The sequence below is a fragment of the Lederbergia citrea genome (genome assembly GCF_018343525.1).
Classification (GTDB): Bacteria; Bacillota; Bacilli; order Bacillales; family Bacillaceae_C; genus Lederbergia; species Lederbergia citrea.
The window spans coordinates 1,496,045-1,514,851 of record NZ_JAGYPH010000001.1; the positions used below are offsets into that span (position 1 = coordinate 1,496,045).

Below are 18,807 nucleotides of genomic sequence, written 5' to 3' on the forward strand. Positions count from 1 at the left end.
GCCACAATTTTCACTCTCGAAGGGGCATCGAAACGCATTCGAACCTTCCAATTGGTAAATATCAGATCGTTAAAGAATTATTAATCTTGATCTACATTTAACTCAATCAGGTTATAATCTGGATCCATACAGAAAATTTGTTTAAAGCCACTTTTACTGCCCTTGTTTTCTTTATAGGGTACTCGATTCTCCTGTAAACACTTTAATGCAGCATCATAATCTTTTATTCTAATGGCAATATGGCCATCTTTTGTATCGATGTTATTTTCCTTCCTTATCGTATTAGACTTTGGATGAACAATTAAGTGAAGTTGCTGATGCCCGATCTGATACCAAGCTCCATGAAAATCAAAGTTCGGACGATCTAATTCTGGGAGTCCTAGGATGTGACCATAAAATTTTTTACACTCCTCCAATTTGGTAATAGAAAGGCTAATATGATGCAATCCTTCCATTTCAATCATGAGTATTCCACCATCCTTTCAAGAAGATTTTCTTGTATATTTATTTCCTCCTTCTAATTATAACAATTTTAATAATTGCCAACAGTAGTGATCTTATTGTCTTAGAAATTTTCCAAGCTGGTCGTGAAATTGAGTGGCATGTTTCAAAATTGCCTGACGTGTATAAAATGGACTCTTTTATTCTAATGGAAGCTTAACTGAATTGCCTAGACTGGCAGAGTGATAGATTCCAGTAATTAGCTCAAGCGTCTGCCTTCCTTGATTGCCAGTGATCAAAACATCTTTATTTTCTTCAATCGCGGATAAAACATTGTCAATTTGCCCGTTATTTCAAAATAATGAAAATTAATCCCATCCCTCAAACTAAATTTCTTCTTTTAAAAAGTTTATTCATTTCAACAAAAAAATCCGCCCGACCAATGGTCAAGCGGATAAAAAGGGGGAAAAATGAGAATGAAATGACTAGAAATTCGTCAAATCAATCATGATTACTATTTTATACCACCTTTTTCGAATATATACACCTAATTAATATTACATTTTGATTACAATGAAGTTGTTTTTTTGACAAGCTCCATAACTTCATCAGCTGTTTGCATTTTTAATGCTTCTTCAGCTAACTGCTTCATTTCTTTTTGATCAAGATGTTTAATTTGGCTTCTTGCTTTGAGAATTGATGAAGCGCTCATAGAGAATTCATCAAGCCCAAGTCCAAGTAAAATCGGGATTGCGATTTCATCTCCTGCCATTTCTCCACACATTCCGGCCCATTTACCTTCTTTATGTGCGGCATCAATAACCATTTTAACCAAACGTAAGATTGCAGGATTATATGGTTGGTATAAGTAAGAAACACGCTCATTCATTCTGTCTGCAGCCATTGTATATTGAATTAGATCATTCGTCCCTATACTAAAGAAATCAACTTCTTTAGCAAATTGGTCGGCCAAAACTGCTGTTGAAGGGATTTCAACCATAATACCAATCTCGATATTGTCAGCTACATTGTGCCCACTTTCAACAAGAGCTTGTTTTTCTCCCAATAAAATTGACTTCGCAGATCGAAATTCATCTAACGTTGCAATCATTGGGAACATGATTTTTAAATTTCCATGGCTGCTGGCACGTAATAGTGCACGTAGCTGAGTACGGAAAATATCCGTTTCTTCTAGACAAAGCCTAATTGCTCTAAAACCTAGAAAAGGATTCATTTCTGAAGGAAGACTTAAGTATGGAAGATGTTTATCTCCGCCAATATCCAGTGTTCGTACGACTACCGGCTTACCTTCCATATTTTCAAGCACCTTTTTGTATGCCTCATATTGTTCATCTTCGGTTGGAAGCTGATTTCTTTCCATATAAAGAAATTCTGTACGATAAAGACCCACGCCTTCTCCACCGTTTGAAAGAACACCTTCAATATCTTGTGGTGATCCAATATTTGCAGCTAGTTCAACATGAACCCCATCACTAGAAATAGTCGCTTCATTTTTTAATAAAGCCCACTCTTTCTTTTGTAATTCCAGATTATGATAAACTTCCTCATACTTCTCCACAACTTCCGGAGTCGGATTAATATGTACTTCACCATTTACACCATCTACAATGATTAAATCACCATCTTGAATAGTAGTTGAAGCACTATTTGTTCCAACAACTGCTGGAATTTCCATAGATCTTGCCATGATTGCAGAGTGTGATGTTCTTCCGCCGATATCGGTTGTAAATCCTTTTACAAATTCTTTATTTAATTGTGCTGTATCAGATGGTGTTAAATCTTCCGCTACTATAACAACTTCTTCAGCAATCAAGCCTGGATTGGGAATTTTAACTCCTAATAAGTGAGCAAGTACACGTTTGGAAACATCTTTAATATCTGCGGCGCGTTCTTGCATATATTCATTATCCATTTGTTCAAAAATGGAGATGAACATATCTGCCGTTTCTTTTAGAGCATTCTCCGCATTTGACTTGTCCATTTTAATTTTATCTTCTATAGATGATAGAAGTTCCGGATCACTTAAAACGAGAAGATGGGCATCGAAAATCGCTGCCTTATCTTCCCCTAGATCTACCGCTGCTTTATTTCTAATCGCCTGAAGATCATCCTTTGAGGCATCTATAGCGGCCTGAAAACGATTGATCTCTTCTTCGGCATTTGAGATAGCTGTTTTTTTGAATGTTAGATCCGGTTCAACAAGTCGGTATGCTTTACCGATTGCGATTCCACTTGATGCTGCTATCCCTGTTAAAATTGTTGACATTATTTCGCAAGCCCTTCTTTATTAAATAATTCTTCAATACCTGCTAGTGCATCTGCTTCATCGTTACCATCTACACTAATCGTAATTTCAGCATCTTTTCCAATCCCAAGTGACATAACACCCATGATTGATTTAAGATTTACCTTTTTATCTTTATATTCCAATTGAATATCTGATGAAAATCTGCTTGCTGTTTGTACAAGTAGTGTAGCAGGTCTAGCATGAATACCTGTGTCTGCTATAACTGTAAATTGTTTCTCCAACATAAAATCGTCTCCTTTTTTCTCAATAGAAATTGAGTTCTCTATACAAAAGTAGCTAATTTTATCGGTTTCGTCAATCAAACAGCAACAAAAATATAATAAAAGAATAATACCCTAATTTTCGTAATTTTAACCCACTCATTTATAACCAAACTATTCCAAATTCACCCTTAATTTTCTATACAATTTCTGACTAGTCCGAGACATACACTTCTATTCTCTAAATATCATTTATATATACATCTTTTCATCTTGCACTTTTATGGAAAATAGTGCAAACTATGAACAAATGTAATGAAAGTAGATAAAAAAGCAAGGGGGAGAAAGCTGTTGAAAATTGCAGAAATTGGAAATTTAATTGAATTTAAAGATGGCCTTCAAGGAATTGTTGAAAAGGTAAATGAAAACTCTGTTATTGTTGATTTAACTTACATGGAAAATTATCGTGATTATGACTTGGAAGAAAAAACCGTTGTTAACCATAAAAACTACAAGATTATTAAAGAATCTGTAAATGTTTAATTGCAAGCGCTATCGCTTGCAATTTTTCTTTTTTGAATAATTTTAAAAATGCTCCCCCATGGCAGCCTCCTACCAATTTTGATAAAATGTTGATCAAGCAATGACTCTACCCTTTGAAAGGAATTAAAAATGAAAAAAAGCATGATAGATATTAAATTGCTTGCCGGGATTTTCTTAGCATATTTGCTAATATATATTACTTTCGACGGCAAACAAGTGTTTTGGTACTTATACACTGCAACAATGTTGTTTCTAATCAGTTTCACAATAATTAATGAGAAAATCGATGATGAGGCACCAACAAAACAGTATTTTTTATATGGGATCCTCTCAGGCGCTCTCCTTTATGTACTATTTTTTGTTGGGAGCTGGATTTTCTCATTTATTCCAGGGACTTTTGACAATCAGGTTTCAAAGATTTATGTTAAGTTTAAACTGGAATGGGTTTGGCACTATCTAGTATTGATATTTGTCATCATTCCAGGCGAAGAAATATTTTGGCGGGGGTTTATCCTAAAACGATTAATGAGGTATATGAATACAGCGTTTGCGATTTTTATTGGAGCATCCCTAAACGCAGCTGCCTTTTGTTTTTCTGGTTATCCTATCCTTATCGTAGCTGCATTTGTGAGTGGGATCGCATGGGGAATACTGTATGCTTGGAAACGAAGTATTCCACTGTTAATTATTTCTCATTTGATGTTTGATTTACTTTTATTAGTAATTTTTCCGCTTTCTTAATAAACATACCAAGATTTTGTAAAATGTAACATTTTCTTTCCAAATACGTCTAACAAATCGAGGGACTTAATCACTTAAGGGGGAAGACAGCATGTTGAAATGGGCAAGACTATTGACCGCCACTCTTTTTTCATTAATATTATTGGCTGCTTGCGGTACAACCGCACAAGAATCGAAGAAAAATACCGGAAACGGAGAAAACCAAACTGAGCAAAACACTACGGAAAAAGAAGTAAAAAACAGTGAGGAACCAGAATCAGCTAAAGACAAAGAAAAGAATGATGCACAGGTTTCAGACAAAATTCGGTTAATGGAAATGAACCTATCTTACGAGGTTAACGGTAGTAAAAAAGAAGAAACAGCTTTTCTGAAAGAGAGTGACAATCTTGACTACTCGCTTTATTTACTCCCTGAATATGAACTGACCGGTGAGGAACCATACACAGATGTTCTTTACTACAAAGAAAATGACAGCCACTTTATGCGGATTGAATTGCTACCGGGTGATGTAACAATGGACGATGCAGCAGCTAATGTTAGAGAACAGCTTGAATCTGTTGGTCAGGAAGTAAAGCAAATTAAAGACGAGAACGGCAATCAGTGGCTTGCAGATGCACGCATTTATCAATTTAAGAAGAATAATGAGCTTGTAACGGCTTACCTTGTTGAAAAAGAGGATTGGATTTTAAAGGTAACGATCTTTACTACATCTGAAGAAAACCATTTAGATCCATTCTTGAAGATGGCAGAAACAATTGAAAAAAAGTAATAATAAAGAAGAGGCTTTTCCAAGCTTAATAAATAATTTGGGAAGGCCTCTTTAATTGTTTATCGATGAAGGCTTCGTCCAAAGAAGCAGTAAAAAAGCAAGGCTGACGTAGCCGAATAATGGGTATAAAAAACCTAATAAAGTGCCGTACTCTATTCGACTAATGAAATATACAATGATAATAATACCGCCATGTATCCATAAACTGCCGATTTTTGCGTAACGTCGAATTTGCCTTTCAAGCCCATACATATTTCCAATCAAAGAAGTAAATATTTCTCCAAAAATAATAAAGAGATAGATAAAATAAATACCGGCAGCTGCCTCTTTCACAATGACTGCCATTGGAATATCAAAAACAACTGGATCAGGAAGTGTTGTTAAAGTGAAATGGCTGGAGATCAATATTAAAGTCAATAATACACCACCTATTTGTCCCCCCCGTTTCACAATTGCAATATCATTAATCTCGATTGCAATGGGGACAAGAACAGCTTGAGCAAGAGCAAGATTAAGTGCAGAATAGGAAAAAGCTGCCGCTCCGGCCTTCCAGCTTTCTATTCCATCTGGCGTAAAAAGAAAATTCTCCAAGAAATGATGACTCGTAATTGATGTGCACATGACTAAGAAGTTAAAAACTATTAATATGGGTACAACAAATATATTGACCGCAAACAATCCTTGGACACCAACTGCCATCACAAGCATTGCAAGTGTAATTGTTAGGAAGGTCCCGATTGAACGAGCAAATCCCAACTGCTCCGAGAATAAGGCTTCCGCACCAGAAAGCATGACTGCACATACTCCAATCAGCATGATCATCGTAAAGATATTCATCGCTTTTGATAGTTTCTTGCCAAATAAATACTCGTTGAATTCCTCAAATGATGTTGCTCGAATTTCAATTGCCTTCACCATAATCTTAGCGCCAAGATAAATAAATAAGTAACCTGAAAGAAGGATAGCTAGAAAACCAAAAAATCCAAACCTTGTAAAGAATTCAACGATCTCTCTTCCTGTTGCAAAACCTGCGCCAATAACTGTCCCCACATATACTGCAGCCACTTGAAAAGCACTTGTCCATTTTTTCAATATATCGCCCCTCTTCATTGTTAACCATATGAATGAAGGTGAAAAAAAATCCAAAAAATTGATAAATAACTTGAAAGTCAAAATAGGTCAGTGTATAATAGGTTCATAAGGTCGAATTAGGTCAAACATAATATGCCGATTCGACTTACCTTTTATTCCATTGGTCAAAATTAGTCAATAAAAATAGTCGGAGGATTGATATTCATGTTATGCAGCAAATGTTCACATAAACGCGCAAACATTCATCTCCATTTAAATATTAATGGTCATAAACAAACTTTACCTTTATGCTCTGATTGCTATGCAACAGAAAGGGAAAAATTAGGAGCTTCTATGAATGGTCCCCAATTAGGTTCAGGATTTGAGGATATGTTTAAGAATTTTTCCATGCCTCAAAACCACCCAACGAACGACCAATACCCAGATACTGGGGAAACATCTGTTTCACACGGAAATAATGGCTTCCTCGACCAATTTGGACGAAATTTAAACAATGCAGCTAAAGCAGGCTTGATTGATCCAGTTATTGGACGTGATGAGGAAATAAAAAGAGTCATCGAAATATTGAATCGCAGAAATAAAAATAATCCAGTATTGATCGGTGAACCCGGTGTCGGGAAAACAGCGATTGCAGAAGGTTTGGCATTGAAAATTATTGAGCAGGATGTTCCTCCTAAATTGAAAAACAAAGAAGTGTATTTGCTCGATGTTGCATCTCTTGTTGCTAATACAGGAATTCGTGGCCAATTCGAAGAAAGAATGAAGCAATTAATCTCAGAATTACAAGCACGAAAAAACATTTTATTATTTATTGATGAAATTCATCTTCTAGTTGGAGCGGGATCCGCCGAGGGCTCAATGGATGCTGGGAATATTTTAAAACCTGCACTCGCCCGCGGAGAGCTTCAAGTAATTGGTGCAACCACTTTGAAAGAATACCGACAAATAGAAAAAGACGCAGCGCTTGAACGCCGTTTTCAGCCTGTGCAAGTAGGCGAACCTTCCGCTGAAAAGGCACTTGAAATTTTGACGGGATTAAAAGATAAATATGAAAGCTATCATCAGGTCAGCTATAGTGATGAAGTTCTTAAGGCATGCGTTGAGCTTTCAAGCAGATATATTCAAGACCGTTACCTTCCGGACAAAGCAATTGATCTCATGGATGAAGCAGGATCGAAGTTAAATTTGTCAATAAAAGAAACGAATAAGGAAGAAATACAGCAACGGCTTGCAGAAATTGAAAAAGAAAAACAAACTGCGCTATCTAAAGAAGATTATGAAATAGCCGCTAAACTTCGTGATGAGGAGCTAGAGCTGGAAAAAGAAATGAATGCTGTTTCTTCCTCTACTAAAGTAGATGTTGAAATCGAGCATATTCACGAAATCATCGAACAAAAAACCGGCATTCCAGTCGGCAAGCTTCAAAGCGCAGAACAGCAAAAAATGAAAAATCTTGAACAAAGTCTAACGGAAAAAGTAATTGGTCAAGATGAAGCCGTGAAAAAAATTGCCAAAGCCATTCGACGCAGCAGAGCCGGATTAAAAGCAAAAAATCGACCAATTGGTTCATTCTTGTTCGTTGGACCTACTGGGGTCGGTAAAACAGAATTGACCAAAACGCTTGCAGAAGAATTATTTGGAACAAAAACGGCTCTCGTCCGCCTTGATATGAGTGAGTATATGGAAAAACATAGTGTTTCTAAATTAATTGGTTCACCTCCAGGTTATGTAGGACATGATGAAGCAGGTCAATTGACTGAAAGAATACGAAGAAACCCGTATTGCATTGTGCTTCTTGACGAAATAGAAAAAGCTCATCCTGATGTGCAGCACATGTTCCTTCAAATTTTGGAAGATGGCCGACTTACTGATAGTCAAGGAAGAACAGTCAGCTTTAAAGATACGGTCATTATTATGACAAGTAATGCTGGTACCGCAACTAAACAAATTCATGTAGGCTTTGATCGAAGCAATGCGATTAAAGAAACAAGTATTCTTGATTCACTTGGATCTTTCTTCAAACCCGAATTTATAAACCGATTTGATAGTATTATTGAATTTAATAATCTTGAAAAGGATCATCTCCTTTCCATTGTTGATCTTCTGTTAGAAGAACTGCAACAGACAACCCTGGAACAAGGGATTGAACTAAATATTACGGATGAAGTTAAAGATAAAATAGTCGAACTTGGATACCATCCTTCCTTTGGTGCCCGCCCGCTTCGCAGGGTCATTCAAGAACAGCTGGAAGATCAAATTGCTGATTATATATTGGATCACCCGGAAGAAAAAACATTAATTGCTGTATTAAACAATAACAATATCATTGTTAATAAAAAAGAGATTGCCTAGTTCGGCAATCTCTCAGACTGTAGACAAACTCGAAAAAACGAGTTGTCTACAGTTTTTTTATAGGATAGAGTAGGTTTCCGAAGCTTACCTCTCGCTTTCCGCGGGGCGAGCGCCCAGCCGCTTCGTCGCTACGCTCCTGCAGGGTCTCGGCTGTCTCGCAGATCCCGCAGGAGTCGAGCGGACGCTTCTCCAAACCAATAAAATGATACATTTCACTTTTCTATATACTTTTATTTTTATAATGGAAATTAAGACTAACCTCGAAGTAATGAAAAACATGACAAGAAACCAGAATCATGAACGTGACCAATTAGAAATTCTTACAATTGAACAACATCGTTTCATAAGCCCATTTAGCTCGTAAATTGGACGCTGCAATTAATTTCAACTTCTTTATCCATTTCCAAGACCTTTATTCCTTAATAATAGTGATTTATAGAGCAAAACTATTAAAAAATTTTAAAAGGCAGTTGGAATGGGCTCATTCCAACTGCCTTTGTCTTCAATCTAAGAGATTGCCTAGTTCGGCAATCTCTTTTTCTTATAATTTTTTGTCATCCACACTTTCCAGCCATTGTTGAATTGTTCCTACAACAGATTCAACGCAGCCGTCTTCGAATGGTGATATTAGATTTGCTTCTTTTACAAGCTCAGTAAATGATTTACTTCCTCCAAGTGAACATAGATATACATAATCTTTCCATGCTTCTTCAGCATTATCTTGCGATCTCTTCCAAAACTGGAACGCACAAATTTGCGCTAGCGTATAATCTATATAATAAAATGGGTCATTATAAATATGAGCTTGTCTTTGCCAAAAGCCACCTTGTTCCAGATAGTCATTACCTTCATATTCCCGATGAGGTAAGTATTTTTTCTCCAACTCACTCCATGCTTGCTTTCTCTCTGCTGGGCTAAAATCTGGATTTTCATAAACGATATGTTGGAACTCATCAACTGCCACACCATACGGAAGAAATAACAATGCTCCACTTAAATGTGAGTATTTATATTTATCTGTATCTTCTTTAAAGAATAATTCCATCCAAGGCCACGTAAAAAATTCCATGCTCATTGAATGAATTTCACATGCCTCGTATGTTGGCCAAGTATATTCAGGAATGTCATAATGCCTGCTGGAATACACTTGGAAAGCATGCCCCGCTTCATGAGTCAATACATCAATATCTCCGGAAGTACCATTAAAGTTGGAGAAGATAAATGGCGACTGATAATTTTCAATGTAGGTGCAATATCCTCCCCCTGCCTTGCCTTTTTTTGCGATTAGGTCAAGCAGGTTTCTTTCCGTCATAAAATCAAAAAAGCTTCCTGTTTCTTCAGATAATTCATGATACATTTTTGCGCCATTTTCAATAATCCATTCAGGTGAACCTTTTGGAACAGCATTTCCGGAGGTAAACTTGAAACCTTCATCATAATAAGTCAATGATTCTACACCAATTCGTTCTTGCTGCCGCTCGTATAATTTTGTCGCAAGTGGAACAATATGGTCTTTTACTTGATCGCGGAATTTTTTAACCATTGATGCATCGTAATCCGTTCTCGCCATTCTATAATATGCTAGCTCGACAAAGTTACGAAACCCTAGAGCGGAAGCAATCTCTGTTCGCACTTTTACTAGCTTATCAAAGATTTCATCGAATTTTTCACTATGTTCTTGAAAGAAATTAAATTTAACTTCATTTGCTCGTTTTCTCATGCTTCTATCCTGTGATTCAGCAAAAGGTTGCAATTGCGGAAGTGTCCTTTCTTCTCCTTCGAACATAATTTTAGCGGAGGCCACCAATTTCGTATACTCAGATGACAACTTATTTTCCTGTTGTAAGAGTGGAATAATTTCGGGGGAAAATGTTTTTAATTGTGCTTCTGCAAGTGCAAAAAGCTGGTTTCCCCATTTTTCTTCAAGCTCAGCTCGAAAAGGTGTATGGACAAGGGCCTCATAATATTGGGATACTAATCCATCAACAATTGGTGCAGCTTCATCAAGATAGTCATTTTCTTGTTCATAAAATTCGTCTTCCGTATCAATTGTATGCCTAATATGACAAAGATTGAACATCGTGCCAAGATCACTGCGAATCTCATTAATAACTTTTATAGCTTGATTTTGTTGTTCAACATTTTTGGCACCATTAAATTTTTCAAGTGCTTCGTCAAATTGTAGTTTTATCTGTTCCAAATCTGGCCGTTTGTATGTATATTCTTCAAATTTCATTATTCATCCACCTCTCCAACTAGTTTTTATTTTTTTCAACCGATAAACCGAGCTTTTTAAGTAATTCAACCGCTTGTTCTTTTTCATCAGGATTAAGTATTGAAACTAAGTTATGGATTCGCTTTGCATGTTCCGGAAAAAAAGATTCAATAAATCTATAGCCCTTATCAGTGATCTCAGCATAGGTAACCCTACGATCACTAGCGCTTGCTGTTCTTTTAACCAATTCTTTCTTTTCAAGCTTATCAACAACATATGTAATACTGCCGCTTGCTAGGAGGATTTTTCCTCCTATTTGCTGAAGTGGTTGTTTGCCTTTATGAAATAGCAGTTCCAAGACGGCAAATTCTGTCGGATTTAATCCCGAGTTATAAATGTGAACATTGACTGACTCATTCAGCGATCGATACGCACGTGATAGAACAATAAATAATTTCAATGATTCCTCTTCTTCTTTATTCATACAATCAGTTCCTTTTATAGAATATGACCCCCTTCCTAAGTTTACCAAATAAATGTATGAAGTGTATATAAAGAGCATGAATAGAGTAGGCATTTTTCTATACGCCTACTCTATTTCTCATATAGTAATTAAAGTAATGTTTCTGCTCCGTCAATGTAAATTTCAGACCCAGAAATATGGCTCGATGCATCAGACGCCAAAAAATGGATAAGATTTGCTACTTGTTCTGGTTTACCTGGGGCATCTTCAAGAGGATGACTGCCCTCGGGATATTCTACAGGAATTTGGACTTTCTTCAGTTTTTCCTGATCCGGATGTGTGTTTTCGCCAATATTTGTTTCGATTGCTCCGGGGCAGATAATATTGACTCGAATTTTATATGTTGATAGCTCTAAAGCTGCCATTTTTCCAAATGCCATTTGACCTGCTTTGGAACTGCTATATGCTGACATCCCGATTCCTGAAAACTTTCTATTTCCATTGATGGAACTAGTAATAATAATACTTCCGCCATTTTTCTTTAAATGGGGTATGGAGTATTTTACTGTTAAGAATGTGCTTTTTAAGTTAGTTGACAATGTGTGGTCCCAGTCTTCAGGAGAAAAATCTTCAATTGGCGTGACAACACCGTTAATTCCTGCATTGGCAAAAACGATATCCAAGCGTCCAAATTCACTTACTACTTCATTGATACCATTTTCAACACGTTTTGGATCAGATAAGTCTACATCAACAATAAAGGCTTTACCACCAAGTTGTATAATTTCTTCCTTAACTTTTTCTGCCTTTTCTTCTTTTAGATCAAGCAGTCCGATTGCAGCTCCCGCTTTTGCTAATCTCAATGCGGCAGCTTTTCCAATGCCTGACGCCGCTCCTGTAATAATAGCTACTTTGTTTTGCAAACTTAGCTGATGATCTTCCATAATAGGGACCCTCCATTTTAATCTTTTGGAGAGTTTACCCAATTTGGAGTGTTCTAGTCCTATAAAAAAGAAATTTCATAAATCTTACCCAAACTTAAAAGTATCAGAACCTTTTATCCCTGTTTTCACACGAAAAAGACCACCTGCATGTGGGTATTTCTCTAATGTTTCCTGATCCAGTCCTGTTCTAGCTGTTGTAATGTATAATTCGTCAAGATTTTCTCCACCGAAGACACATGATGTTACTTGTGGTGCGGGAATGGGAATTGAAACAAGTAATTCTCCAGTTTTTGGATTCCATCGTGTCACTTGGAAACCTCCCCAATGGGCGATCCATATATTTCCTTCTAAATCGGATGTCATTCCATCCGGTCCTCCCATTTCATGCGGGATAACAACAGCAATTCGTTTGTTTGAGATTTCACCAGTTTTCATGTCATAGTCATATGAGACTACTTGTCTTGTTGGAGTATCAATATAATACATAGTCTTAAAATCAGGACTCCAAGCAATCCCATTTGAGATAGTCACATTATCCAATACTTTCTTAACGTGATTCCCTTGCTCAAAACAATATAGGCTCGCTTGTCCTTCTGCACCATCATAAGCCATTGTTCCAGCCCAAAACCTTCCATTAGGATCGCATTTTCCATCGTTAAATCGATTATTTTCCAAATGTTCTTCAGGATTTTCAATAAAGGTTAAACGTTCAGATGGCAAATCAATAAAATAAAATCCGCTTTGAAGCACTGCAACAAGTCCACCGTTTTTTCTTGGCACTACAGCACCGATATGCTCATCCAATTGGATAATGCCTGTACTTCCAGATGAAGGTTCATATGTATGAATTTGCTTTCCTAAAATATCAACCCAATATAAGACTTTAGATTCAGCATCCCATGATGGTCCCTCTCCTAATTCTGCTTGTGCGTCGACAATTAGTTCAACATGTTCAACCATTTTATTCAGACCTTTCTTATTTTAATAAGTTAAACTATGAAAAAACCCCGATTTAATCGGAGTTTCAGCACTAGTAAATTATTTCTTTAGCTTTTTTAAGTTTTCAATTTTTACTTTTGAACTGTCCATTGGATCCCCATCGAACTGTTCTGTTCAATAATAAACTATTTTTTTTAGTAATATCATTGCTATGTAGCTTTACCGATACAATCATTCTCCTCTATAATATTTGTGTATATATTAAGAAGCAAAAATTTAGTATAGAGGTAATATTCGACATAGATTGTTTTAATCCTTCATTTTTACATTCTTTTTTAAAAATTCGGTGAAAAATAGTTATTTTGCAGAGGATAATCTTTGTTGTTTAATATAGAAATTAATACCGGCTTTGCGTGGAACCCTGCTGGGAGTCTTGGTGTATTTTTCTGCTTGAAATAGTTGGTAATATTCATTTAATAAAGAATCGAGCTCTCGGCTGCAAGCAATTGTAATAGCCGCACATAATCCATGTTTCTCTCCATGTAAACACATTTCATCACGCTTCTCTTGAATTCGCAGTAAAAATCTTATTTGCTCCTTGCCTCTACAATGCATTTATTTTTCTCCTCCAATTATATACTCCTTAAAAACTCAACTATGTCATTATCTCAGCTATATTTTTAATTGTAAATAGATTCGCAAAATTAGACATTTTTTTCGTGAATTGTCACTACTTATTAACAATTCGTCGTTCATCTGTAACAATTGTCATTACAACTTCTGCCAATTTGACTCCTATTTCTTTCATATTACCCTTATTTTCACCACATCTAGTAAAAATTTGATTTTCCATGTGATCATACGCTTTTAATAGTTGTCACTTAATCGTTAAGAAATCGTAATGTTTATCTGAGTCATTCAAGGGTAAAATAACGCCAACAACTATGAAACTGGTGATGTTGATGACAAAAAGAGATTATTATTTTGATAATGCAAAATTCATATTAATATTTTTCGTCGTGTTTGGGCATTTGCTTAAATCGTATATTGACTCAGACAACTTAATTTCTAATCTTTATAAATTGATTTACACATTTCATATGCCAGCATTTATTCTTGTTTCAGGATTTTTCGCTAAAGGAATTTATGAGTCAGGTTATATAGGAAAAATCACTAAAAAGTTAATTCTTCCATATGTTATTTTTCAATTCATCTATTCGATTTTTTATTATTTTTTATTCAGTAAATCAATATTCAAGGTTGATATACTCAATCCTCATTGGTCGCTTTGGTTTCTGATCAGTTTGTTTTGTTGGAATATCATGTTACTTATATTCAATAAATTAAAGCCTATACATTCGTTAGTGATTGCTTTTGCGATCGGGCTAGCAGTAGGATATGCAGATTGGATTTCAAATTACCTAAGTCTTTCAAGGACCTTTGTTTTCTTTCCTTTTTTCTTAGTCGGATATTACTTGAAAAAGGAGCATTTCCAGGCAATTACGACACGCCCCGGTAAACTACTGGCCGCAATAACCATAATGATTGTCGCTTTAGGAATTATTTATTTCCCAGAATTGAATGAGCAATGGCTGCTCGGTTCTAAACCTTATAGCCACTTAGAATCAATTTCAGCAATTGGATTATTAAAGCGAATGAGTATTTACGGTATTAATTTTATTATGATTGGAAGTTTTTTTGCTTTCGTACCGCGTAGAAGGGTCTTTTTTACAAAATGGGGGGGCAATACACTTTATGTTTATTTGCTTCACGGGTTTATTGTTCGTACATTCAGAGGCAGTAACATAGAGGCCTATTTAAATAACTCACAAACAATCTTTATCATGTTAATTTTGACATTATTACTCACCCTCTTTCTATCCAGTAAAGTAGTAACCACTGCCGCACAACCGATTATTGAGCTGAGGTGGTCAAGGTGGAAAAAGACAATATACGATTTCAAAGAGAACCTTAAAGAGCCAAAAGGAAAGGTCCAAAATGAATAAAGGTTATAACCTTTAACAGCCCAATTTCGGGCTGTTTTTCCTTTATTAAGGAAATTCGACCTTTATGATAAAACTCCTTCAATTTTTCGCACTATTTTACATTTTCTCCATACGTTGAGGTTTTAGTATAAGTCCTGTAAAATGGGTAGGAATGAGTATCAGCGAAAAGGAGCAAGTATTTTTTCATGAAAATTATTGCAAGTACACTTAATGCAAAATATATCCATACAAATTTAGCCATCCGTTATTTAAAATCATACGCTGCACCAGACTATGATATAGAACTTGCGGAATATACGATTAAAGATCCAACAATGAATATTGTTACCGACCTATTTACAAAAAAACCTGATGTGATCGGATTCAGCTGCTATATTTGGAATATAGAAGAGACTATTAAAGTAGTTGAAAACATTCGAAAAATACTTCCGGAAGTGAAAATCGTATTAGGTGGCCCTGAAGTGTCCTATGATGTCATTTACTGGCTTAAAAGACTTCCCCAGGTCGATTGCATAGTTATGGGTGAAGGTGAAGAAACATTTAAGCAGTTGTTAGAATCATTCAGTGGAGACAGAAAAATTGAAGATGTCCATGGAATTGGCTTTATGAGAGACGGGAAGCCTGTTATAAATACCGTTCGCAATAAGATTGACTTGCGTGAACTTCCTTCACCTTTCAGATTTCCCGAAGATATTCCTCACTTATCCAAGCGTGTTGTTTATATCGAAACAAGCAGGGGTTGTCCTTTCAGTTGTCAGTTTTGCCTATCCTCCATTGAGGTGGGGGTTAGATACTTTAACCGGGATAAGATTAAAGAAGATATTACTTATTTAATGGATCACGGTGCAAAAACAATCAAGTTCGTCGACAGAACCTTTAATATTAGTCGAAGCTATGCAATGGAAATGTTCCAGTTTTTAATTGACGAGCACCGGCCAGGTACAGTCTTCCAATTTGAAATCACTGGCGATATTATGAGACCTGAGGTTATCGAATTCTTAAATAAAGAGGCACCACCGGGATTATTCCGTTTTGAAATAGGCGTTCAATCCACGAATGATCTAACCAATGAACTTGTCAAAAGAAGGCAAAGTTTTGAAAAGCTGTCTCGTACAGTGACGATGGTTAAGGAAGGCGGGAAAATTGCCCAACATCTTGATTTAATCGCCGGCCTTCCTGAGGAAAACTACGATTCTTTCCGGCAAACATTTAACGATGTATTCGCGCTTGGACCAGAAGAGCTGCAGCTCGGTTTTTTAAAAATGCTTCGTGGTACAGGATTAAGAATTCAAGCCAAGCAGTATGGCTATATCTATATGGATCATTCACCATATGAAATACTTGAAAACAACGTCCTTGATTTTGATGATATTGTAAGGATTAAACAAGTTGAAGATGTGTTGGAAAAGTATTGGAACGACCACCGAATGGACCATACAGTAGAATATTTAACTTCCAAAAGCTTTGAAACGCCATTTGACTTTTTCCAAGAGTTTGGGACGTACTGGGATCAACAAGGTTGGTCCCGAATCGGTCACCAGCTTGAAGATTTATATAGAAGACTGAAGCAATTCCTTCATGAGAAACAAATTCCAAACTCCGAAATTGCTGAAGGATTGATGAAATACGATTATTTAGTAAATCAGCGTTATAAGCCTCGTAAAGCATGGTGGAAAAGCCCGCTTGATAAAAAAGAACGGTCTGATCTTTATGCTACCATACTTAATGACCATTCGATTATTGGAAAAGAATTCGCTAGTTTGAATTTGAATGAGCGAGAGCTTTATAAGCACACTTTAATTGAATTATTTCCATTCAACCTTGCTGCTTATATAGAAACTGGTAAAATCATCGAGACGCCTTCATATGGGCTTATCTATTTTGAACCAACAAATGGAAATTCAACTATATATTCACTAGATAATAAAACAAGACAAACAAAAACCGGCGTATAACGCCGGTTTCAGATTGAAGACAAAAGGGGGGCTGTTCAAAAAGTCATGTAACTGACCTTTGGTAGCCCCTCTTATTTTAAATTTTTCGGCAGTTAAATGGGTCCGTTGATTTCCGCTCCAGGCGCTTCGCTTTCCGCGGGCGTGCCGGGGAGCCTCCTCGTCGCTTCGCTCCTGCGGGGTCTCCCCTGCCCCGTACTCCCGCAGGAGTCTTCGCGCCTTCCACTCCAATCAACAGAGTGCAAAATATGAAAGTTTGGCTTTGAAATAGCCATTTTTTTAGAGAAGAACACAAAAAAATCGTCCTTTTTAGTAAAATAAAGTTACTACACACCATTTAAGAAAGGGACGATTTTTATGAGCAATTAAATGATCACTAATGAAAATTATACCTCCCAATTGGTACTTCTTCCACAGACTGAGGAAAAAAGAACACAAAAAGACTATTAGCCCCTACTCAAACCTTATAATAAATGTTAAATTCAAGTGATTTTTGATATTAAAGCACTCATACCAGAGTATCATTACACACACTTGGTAAATGAAATGGTTGAAGCTGTGATGTCGAAAAGTAAAATATAGTCCTTTATTGGTTTGGAGAAGCGTCCGCTCGACTCCTGCGGGATAAGCGAGACAGCCGAGACCCTGCAGGAGCGCAGCAACGAAGCGGCTCGGCGCTCGCCCCGCGGAAAGCGAGCGGTAAGCTTCGGAAAACCTGCTCTATCCAATAAAAAAAAAGACTGTAAACAATTCGTTTTTTTCGAGTTTGTCTACAGTCTGAAACCGGCGTATAACGCCGGTTTTTGATGTCTACAATAATTCTTTCCTTAGTTGAGCAGGAGATTTAGGTGATAGATGTCCAATTGGCACGTCAAATACCGTTTTTGCACCCGCCTGTCCTTCTTGATTCATTTTGTATGCCGCTCTTGCATAAGCAGTTAAGACGCTAGCAGTATATTCGGGATTGCTGTCGAGTTTTAACGAATATTCAACGATTTGATTATTCCCGCTACCTGTTTCCCCACTTCTGATCACAAAACCACCATGCATCATTTTTGAGTGGTTAGCATGAAGTTCTTCTTCTGTGATAAAATTCACCTTTGTTTGGTAATCTGAAAAGTAGTGCGGCATCGTTTTGATTGTTTCTTCTATTTTAGATTTGTCTGCCCCTTCTTCGGCAACGACGAAACATTCTCGTAGATGCTTTTCCTTTGTTGACAGCTCTGGGTTTTCTCCGTTTCTTACTCGGTTTACAGCTTCCTCAATTGGGATCGTATATTGGACCGCTGCCTTCACACCATCAACACGACGGACGGCATCTGAATGCCCCTGACTCAAACCTTTTCCCCAAAATGTATATGTTTCGCCTACTGGCAGAATCGCTTCTCCAAGCAACCTGTTCATGGAGAACATCCCTGGATCCCAACCAACAGAAATAATGCTTGTTTTCCCTGAGGATTTTGCCGCTTGATTCATCGTTGCAAAGTATGCCGGTATTTTTGCGTGTGTATCATAGCTATCAATTGTATTAAAGTGTGTGGCGAACGCCGGCCCTTGTTCAGGAAGGTCCGTGGCCGAACCGCCACATAAAATCATCACGTCAATATCGTTTTTGTAATTTTCCGCTTCAGATATCGGTAGAACTTTAATATTCGGATCTTTTACACCAACACTGGCTGGGTCGCGGCGTGAAAAAACAGCAACCAATTCCAAGTCTTGATTTTGTTTAATTGCTGCTTCTACTCCTTTTCCCAAATTTCCATAACCTGTTATTCCAATTCTAATTTTCTTTTCCATTTTTTCTCCTCCTGAAGCAAAATA

Annotated in this window: 16 protein-coding genes; 6 read left to right on the plus strand and 10 right to left on the minus strand. The window is 36.8% G+C overall.

From position 1 onward, the window contains the following. Positions 1–80: 80 nt before the first annotated feature. From KHA88_RS07755 to KHA88_RS07765, 3 genes are all read right to left on the minus strand, one after another. Positions 81–464, minus strand: coding sequence for a VOC family protein (locus KHA88_RS07755; protein WP_213096463.1), 384 nt, complete (start codon positions 462–464; stop codon positions 81–83). 545 nt (positions 465–1,009) lie between these two features. Continuing rightward, positions 1,010–2,728 (minus strand): phosphoenolpyruvate--protein phosphotransferase, encoded by a 1,719-nt coding sequence (gene ptsP / locus KHA88_RS07760; protein ID WP_213096462.1) that lies wholly within the window; start codon positions 2,726–2,728, stop codon positions 1,010–1,012. Further along, positions 2,728–2,994, minus strand: a complete 267-nt coding sequence (locus tag KHA88_RS07765) for a phosphocarrier protein HPr (protein ID WP_213096461.1) — start codon at positions 2,992–2,994, stop codon at positions 2,728–2,730. Before KHA88_RS07765 ends, ptsP begins: the two co-directional genes overlap by 1 nt. A 327-nt stretch (positions 2,995–3,321) precedes the next feature. Between KHA88_RS07765 and KHA88_RS07770 the strand changes: the two genes are divergently transcribed. The 3 genes from KHA88_RS07770 to KHA88_RS07780 all read left to right on the plus strand — a co-directional run bounded on the left by KHA88_RS07770 (position 3,322) and on the right by KHA88_RS07780 (position 5,023). Next, entirely contained in the window at positions 3,322–3,513 is a 192-nt protein-coding gene (locus KHA88_RS07770; RefSeq protein ID WP_213097809.1) for a YkvS family protein, read from the plus strand. 141 nt (positions 3,514–3,654) lie between these two features. Next, positions 3,655–4,254 (plus strand): CPBP family intramembrane glutamic endopeptidase, encoded by a 600-nt coding sequence (locus KHA88_RS07775; RefSeq protein ID WP_249312941.1) that lies wholly within the window; start codon positions 3,655–3,657, stop codon positions 4,252–4,254. Between the two features lie 91 nt (positions 4,255–4,345). Beyond that, positions 4,346–5,023 (plus strand): hypothetical protein, encoded by a 678-nt coding sequence (locus KHA88_RS07780; RefSeq protein ID WP_213096459.1) that lies wholly within the window; start codon positions 4,346–4,348, stop codon positions 5,021–5,023. Positions 5,024–5,074: 51 nt separating this feature from the next. On the opposite strand, the gene KHA88_RS07785 is transcribed toward KHA88_RS07780, so the two are convergent. Beyond that, positions 5,075–6,115: a YkvI family membrane protein gene (locus KHA88_RS07785; RefSeq protein ID WP_213121699.1), complete on the minus strand. Its 1,041-nt coding sequence runs from the start codon at positions 6,113–6,115 to the stop codon at positions 5,075–5,077. 204 nt (positions 6,116–6,319) lie between these two features. Between KHA88_RS07785 and KHA88_RS07790 the strand changes: the two genes are divergently transcribed. Further along, positions 6,320–8,467 (plus strand): ATP-dependent Clp protease ATP-binding subunit, encoded by a 2,148-nt coding sequence (locus KHA88_RS07790; protein ID WP_213121700.1) that lies wholly within the window; start codon positions 6,320–6,322, stop codon positions 8,465–8,467. A 541-nt stretch (positions 8,468–9,008) separates the two neighbouring features. On the opposite strand, the gene KHA88_RS07795 is transcribed toward KHA88_RS07790, so the two are convergent. The 5 genes from KHA88_RS07795 to KHA88_RS07815 form a co-directional block, all read right to left on the minus strand. Next, entirely contained in the window at positions 9,009–10,703 is a 1,695-nt protein-coding gene (locus KHA88_RS07795; protein ID WP_213096456.1) for a M3 family oligoendopeptidase, read from the minus strand. 19 nt (positions 10,704–10,722) lie between these two features. Next, complete coding sequence (locus KHA88_RS07800) at positions 10,723–11,166, minus strand: MarR family winged helix-turn-helix transcriptional regulator (protein WP_213096455.1); 444 nt, start codon at positions 11,164–11,166, stop codon at positions 10,723–10,725. A gap of 128 nt (positions 11,167–11,294) precedes the next feature. Next, positions 11,295–12,089: an SDR family oxidoreductase gene (locus KHA88_RS07805; RefSeq protein ID WP_213096454.1), complete on the minus strand. Its 795-nt coding sequence runs from the start codon at positions 12,087–12,089 to the stop codon at positions 11,295–11,297. 84 nt (positions 12,090–12,173) lie between these two features. Then, positions 12,174–13,049, minus strand: a complete 876-nt coding sequence (locus tag KHA88_RS07810; protein ID WP_213096453.1) for an SMP-30/gluconolactonase/LRE family protein — start codon at positions 13,047–13,049, stop codon at positions 12,174–12,176. A gap of 336 nt (positions 13,050–13,385) precedes the next feature. Continuing rightward, positions 13,386–13,643 (minus strand): aspartyl-phosphate phosphatase Spo0E family protein, encoded by a 258-nt coding sequence (locus KHA88_RS07815; protein ID WP_213096452.1) that lies wholly within the window; start codon positions 13,641–13,643, stop codon positions 13,386–13,388. Positions 13,644–13,990: 347 nt separating this feature from the next. On the opposite strand from KHA88_RS07815, the gene KHA88_RS07820 reads away from it, so the two are divergent. Both KHA88_RS07820 and KHA88_RS07825 read left to right on the plus strand, forming a co-directional pair. Then, complete coding sequence (locus KHA88_RS07820) at positions 13,991–15,034, plus strand: acyltransferase family protein (RefSeq protein ID WP_213097808.1); 1,044 nt, start codon at positions 13,991–13,993, stop codon at positions 15,032–15,034. A 185-nt stretch (positions 15,035–15,219) separates the two neighbouring features. After that, positions 15,220–16,989 (plus strand): B12-binding domain-containing radical SAM protein, encoded by a 1,770-nt coding sequence (locus KHA88_RS07825; RefSeq protein ID WP_213096451.1) that lies wholly within the window; start codon positions 15,220–15,222, stop codon positions 16,987–16,989. Positions 16,990–17,796: 807 nt separating this feature from the next. Here KHA88_RS07825 and KHA88_RS07830 read toward each other — a convergent pair. Next, a complete protein-coding gene (locus KHA88_RS07830) occupies positions 17,797–18,783 on the minus strand; it encodes a diaminopimelate dehydrogenase (protein ID WP_213096450.1) in 987 nt (328 codons plus the stop codon). Positions 18,784–18,807: the final 24 nt, after the last annotated feature.

Bases quoted from the DNA above. Each gene is read 5' to 3' on its own strand.
- KHA88_RS07825 (WP_213096451.1), top strand. From the start codon at position 15,220: ATGAAAATTATTGCAAGTACACTTAATGCAAAATATATCCATACAAAT.
- KHA88_RS07815 (WP_213096452.1), bottom strand. From the start codon at position 13,643: ATGCATTGTAGAGGCAAGGAGCAAATAAGATTTTTACTGCGAATTCAA.
- KHA88_RS07780 (WP_213096459.1), top strand. From the start codon at position 4,346: ATGTTGAAATGGGCAAGACTATTGACCGCCACTCTTTTTTCATTAATA.
- KHA88_RS07765 (WP_213096461.1), bottom strand. From the start codon at position 2,994: ATGTTGGAGAAACAATTTACAGTTATAGCAGACACAGGTATTCATGCT.
- ptsP (WP_213096462.1), bottom strand. From the start codon at position 2,728: ATGTCAACAATTTTAACAGGGATAGCAGCATCAAGTGGAATCGCAATC.
- KHA88_RS07820 (WP_213097808.1), top strand. From the start codon at position 13,991: ATGACAAAAAGAGATTATTATTTTGATAATGCAAAATTCATATTAATA.
- KHA88_RS07795 (WP_213096456.1), bottom strand. From the start codon at position 10,703: ATGAAATTTGAAGAATATACATACAAACGGCCAGATTTGGAACAGATA.
- KHA88_RS07805 (WP_213096454.1), bottom strand. From the start codon at position 12,089: ATGGAAGATCATCAGCTAAGTTTGCAAAACAAAGTAGCTATTATTACA.
- KHA88_RS07800 (WP_213096455.1), bottom strand. From the start codon at position 11,166: ATGAATAAAGAAGAAGAGGAATCATTGAAATTATTTATTGTTCTATCA.
- KHA88_RS07790 (WP_213121700.1), top strand. From the start codon at position 6,320: ATGTTATGCAGCAAATGTTCACATAAACGCGCAAACATTCATCTCCAT.
- KHA88_RS07755 (WP_213096463.1), bottom strand. From the start codon at position 464: ATGATTGAAATGGAAGGATTGCATCATATTAGCCTTTCTATTACCAAA.
- KHA88_RS07810 (WP_213096453.1), bottom strand. From the start codon at position 13,049: ATGGTTGAACATGTTGAACTAATTGTCGACGCACAAGCAGAATTAGGA.
- KHA88_RS07830 (WP_213096450.1), bottom strand. From the start codon at position 18,783: ATGGAAAAGAAAATTAGAATTGGAATAACAGGTTATGGAAATTTGGGA.
- KHA88_RS07775 (WP_249312941.1), top strand. From the start codon at position 3,655: ATGATAGATATTAAATTGCTTGCCGGGATTTTCTTAGCATATTTGCTA.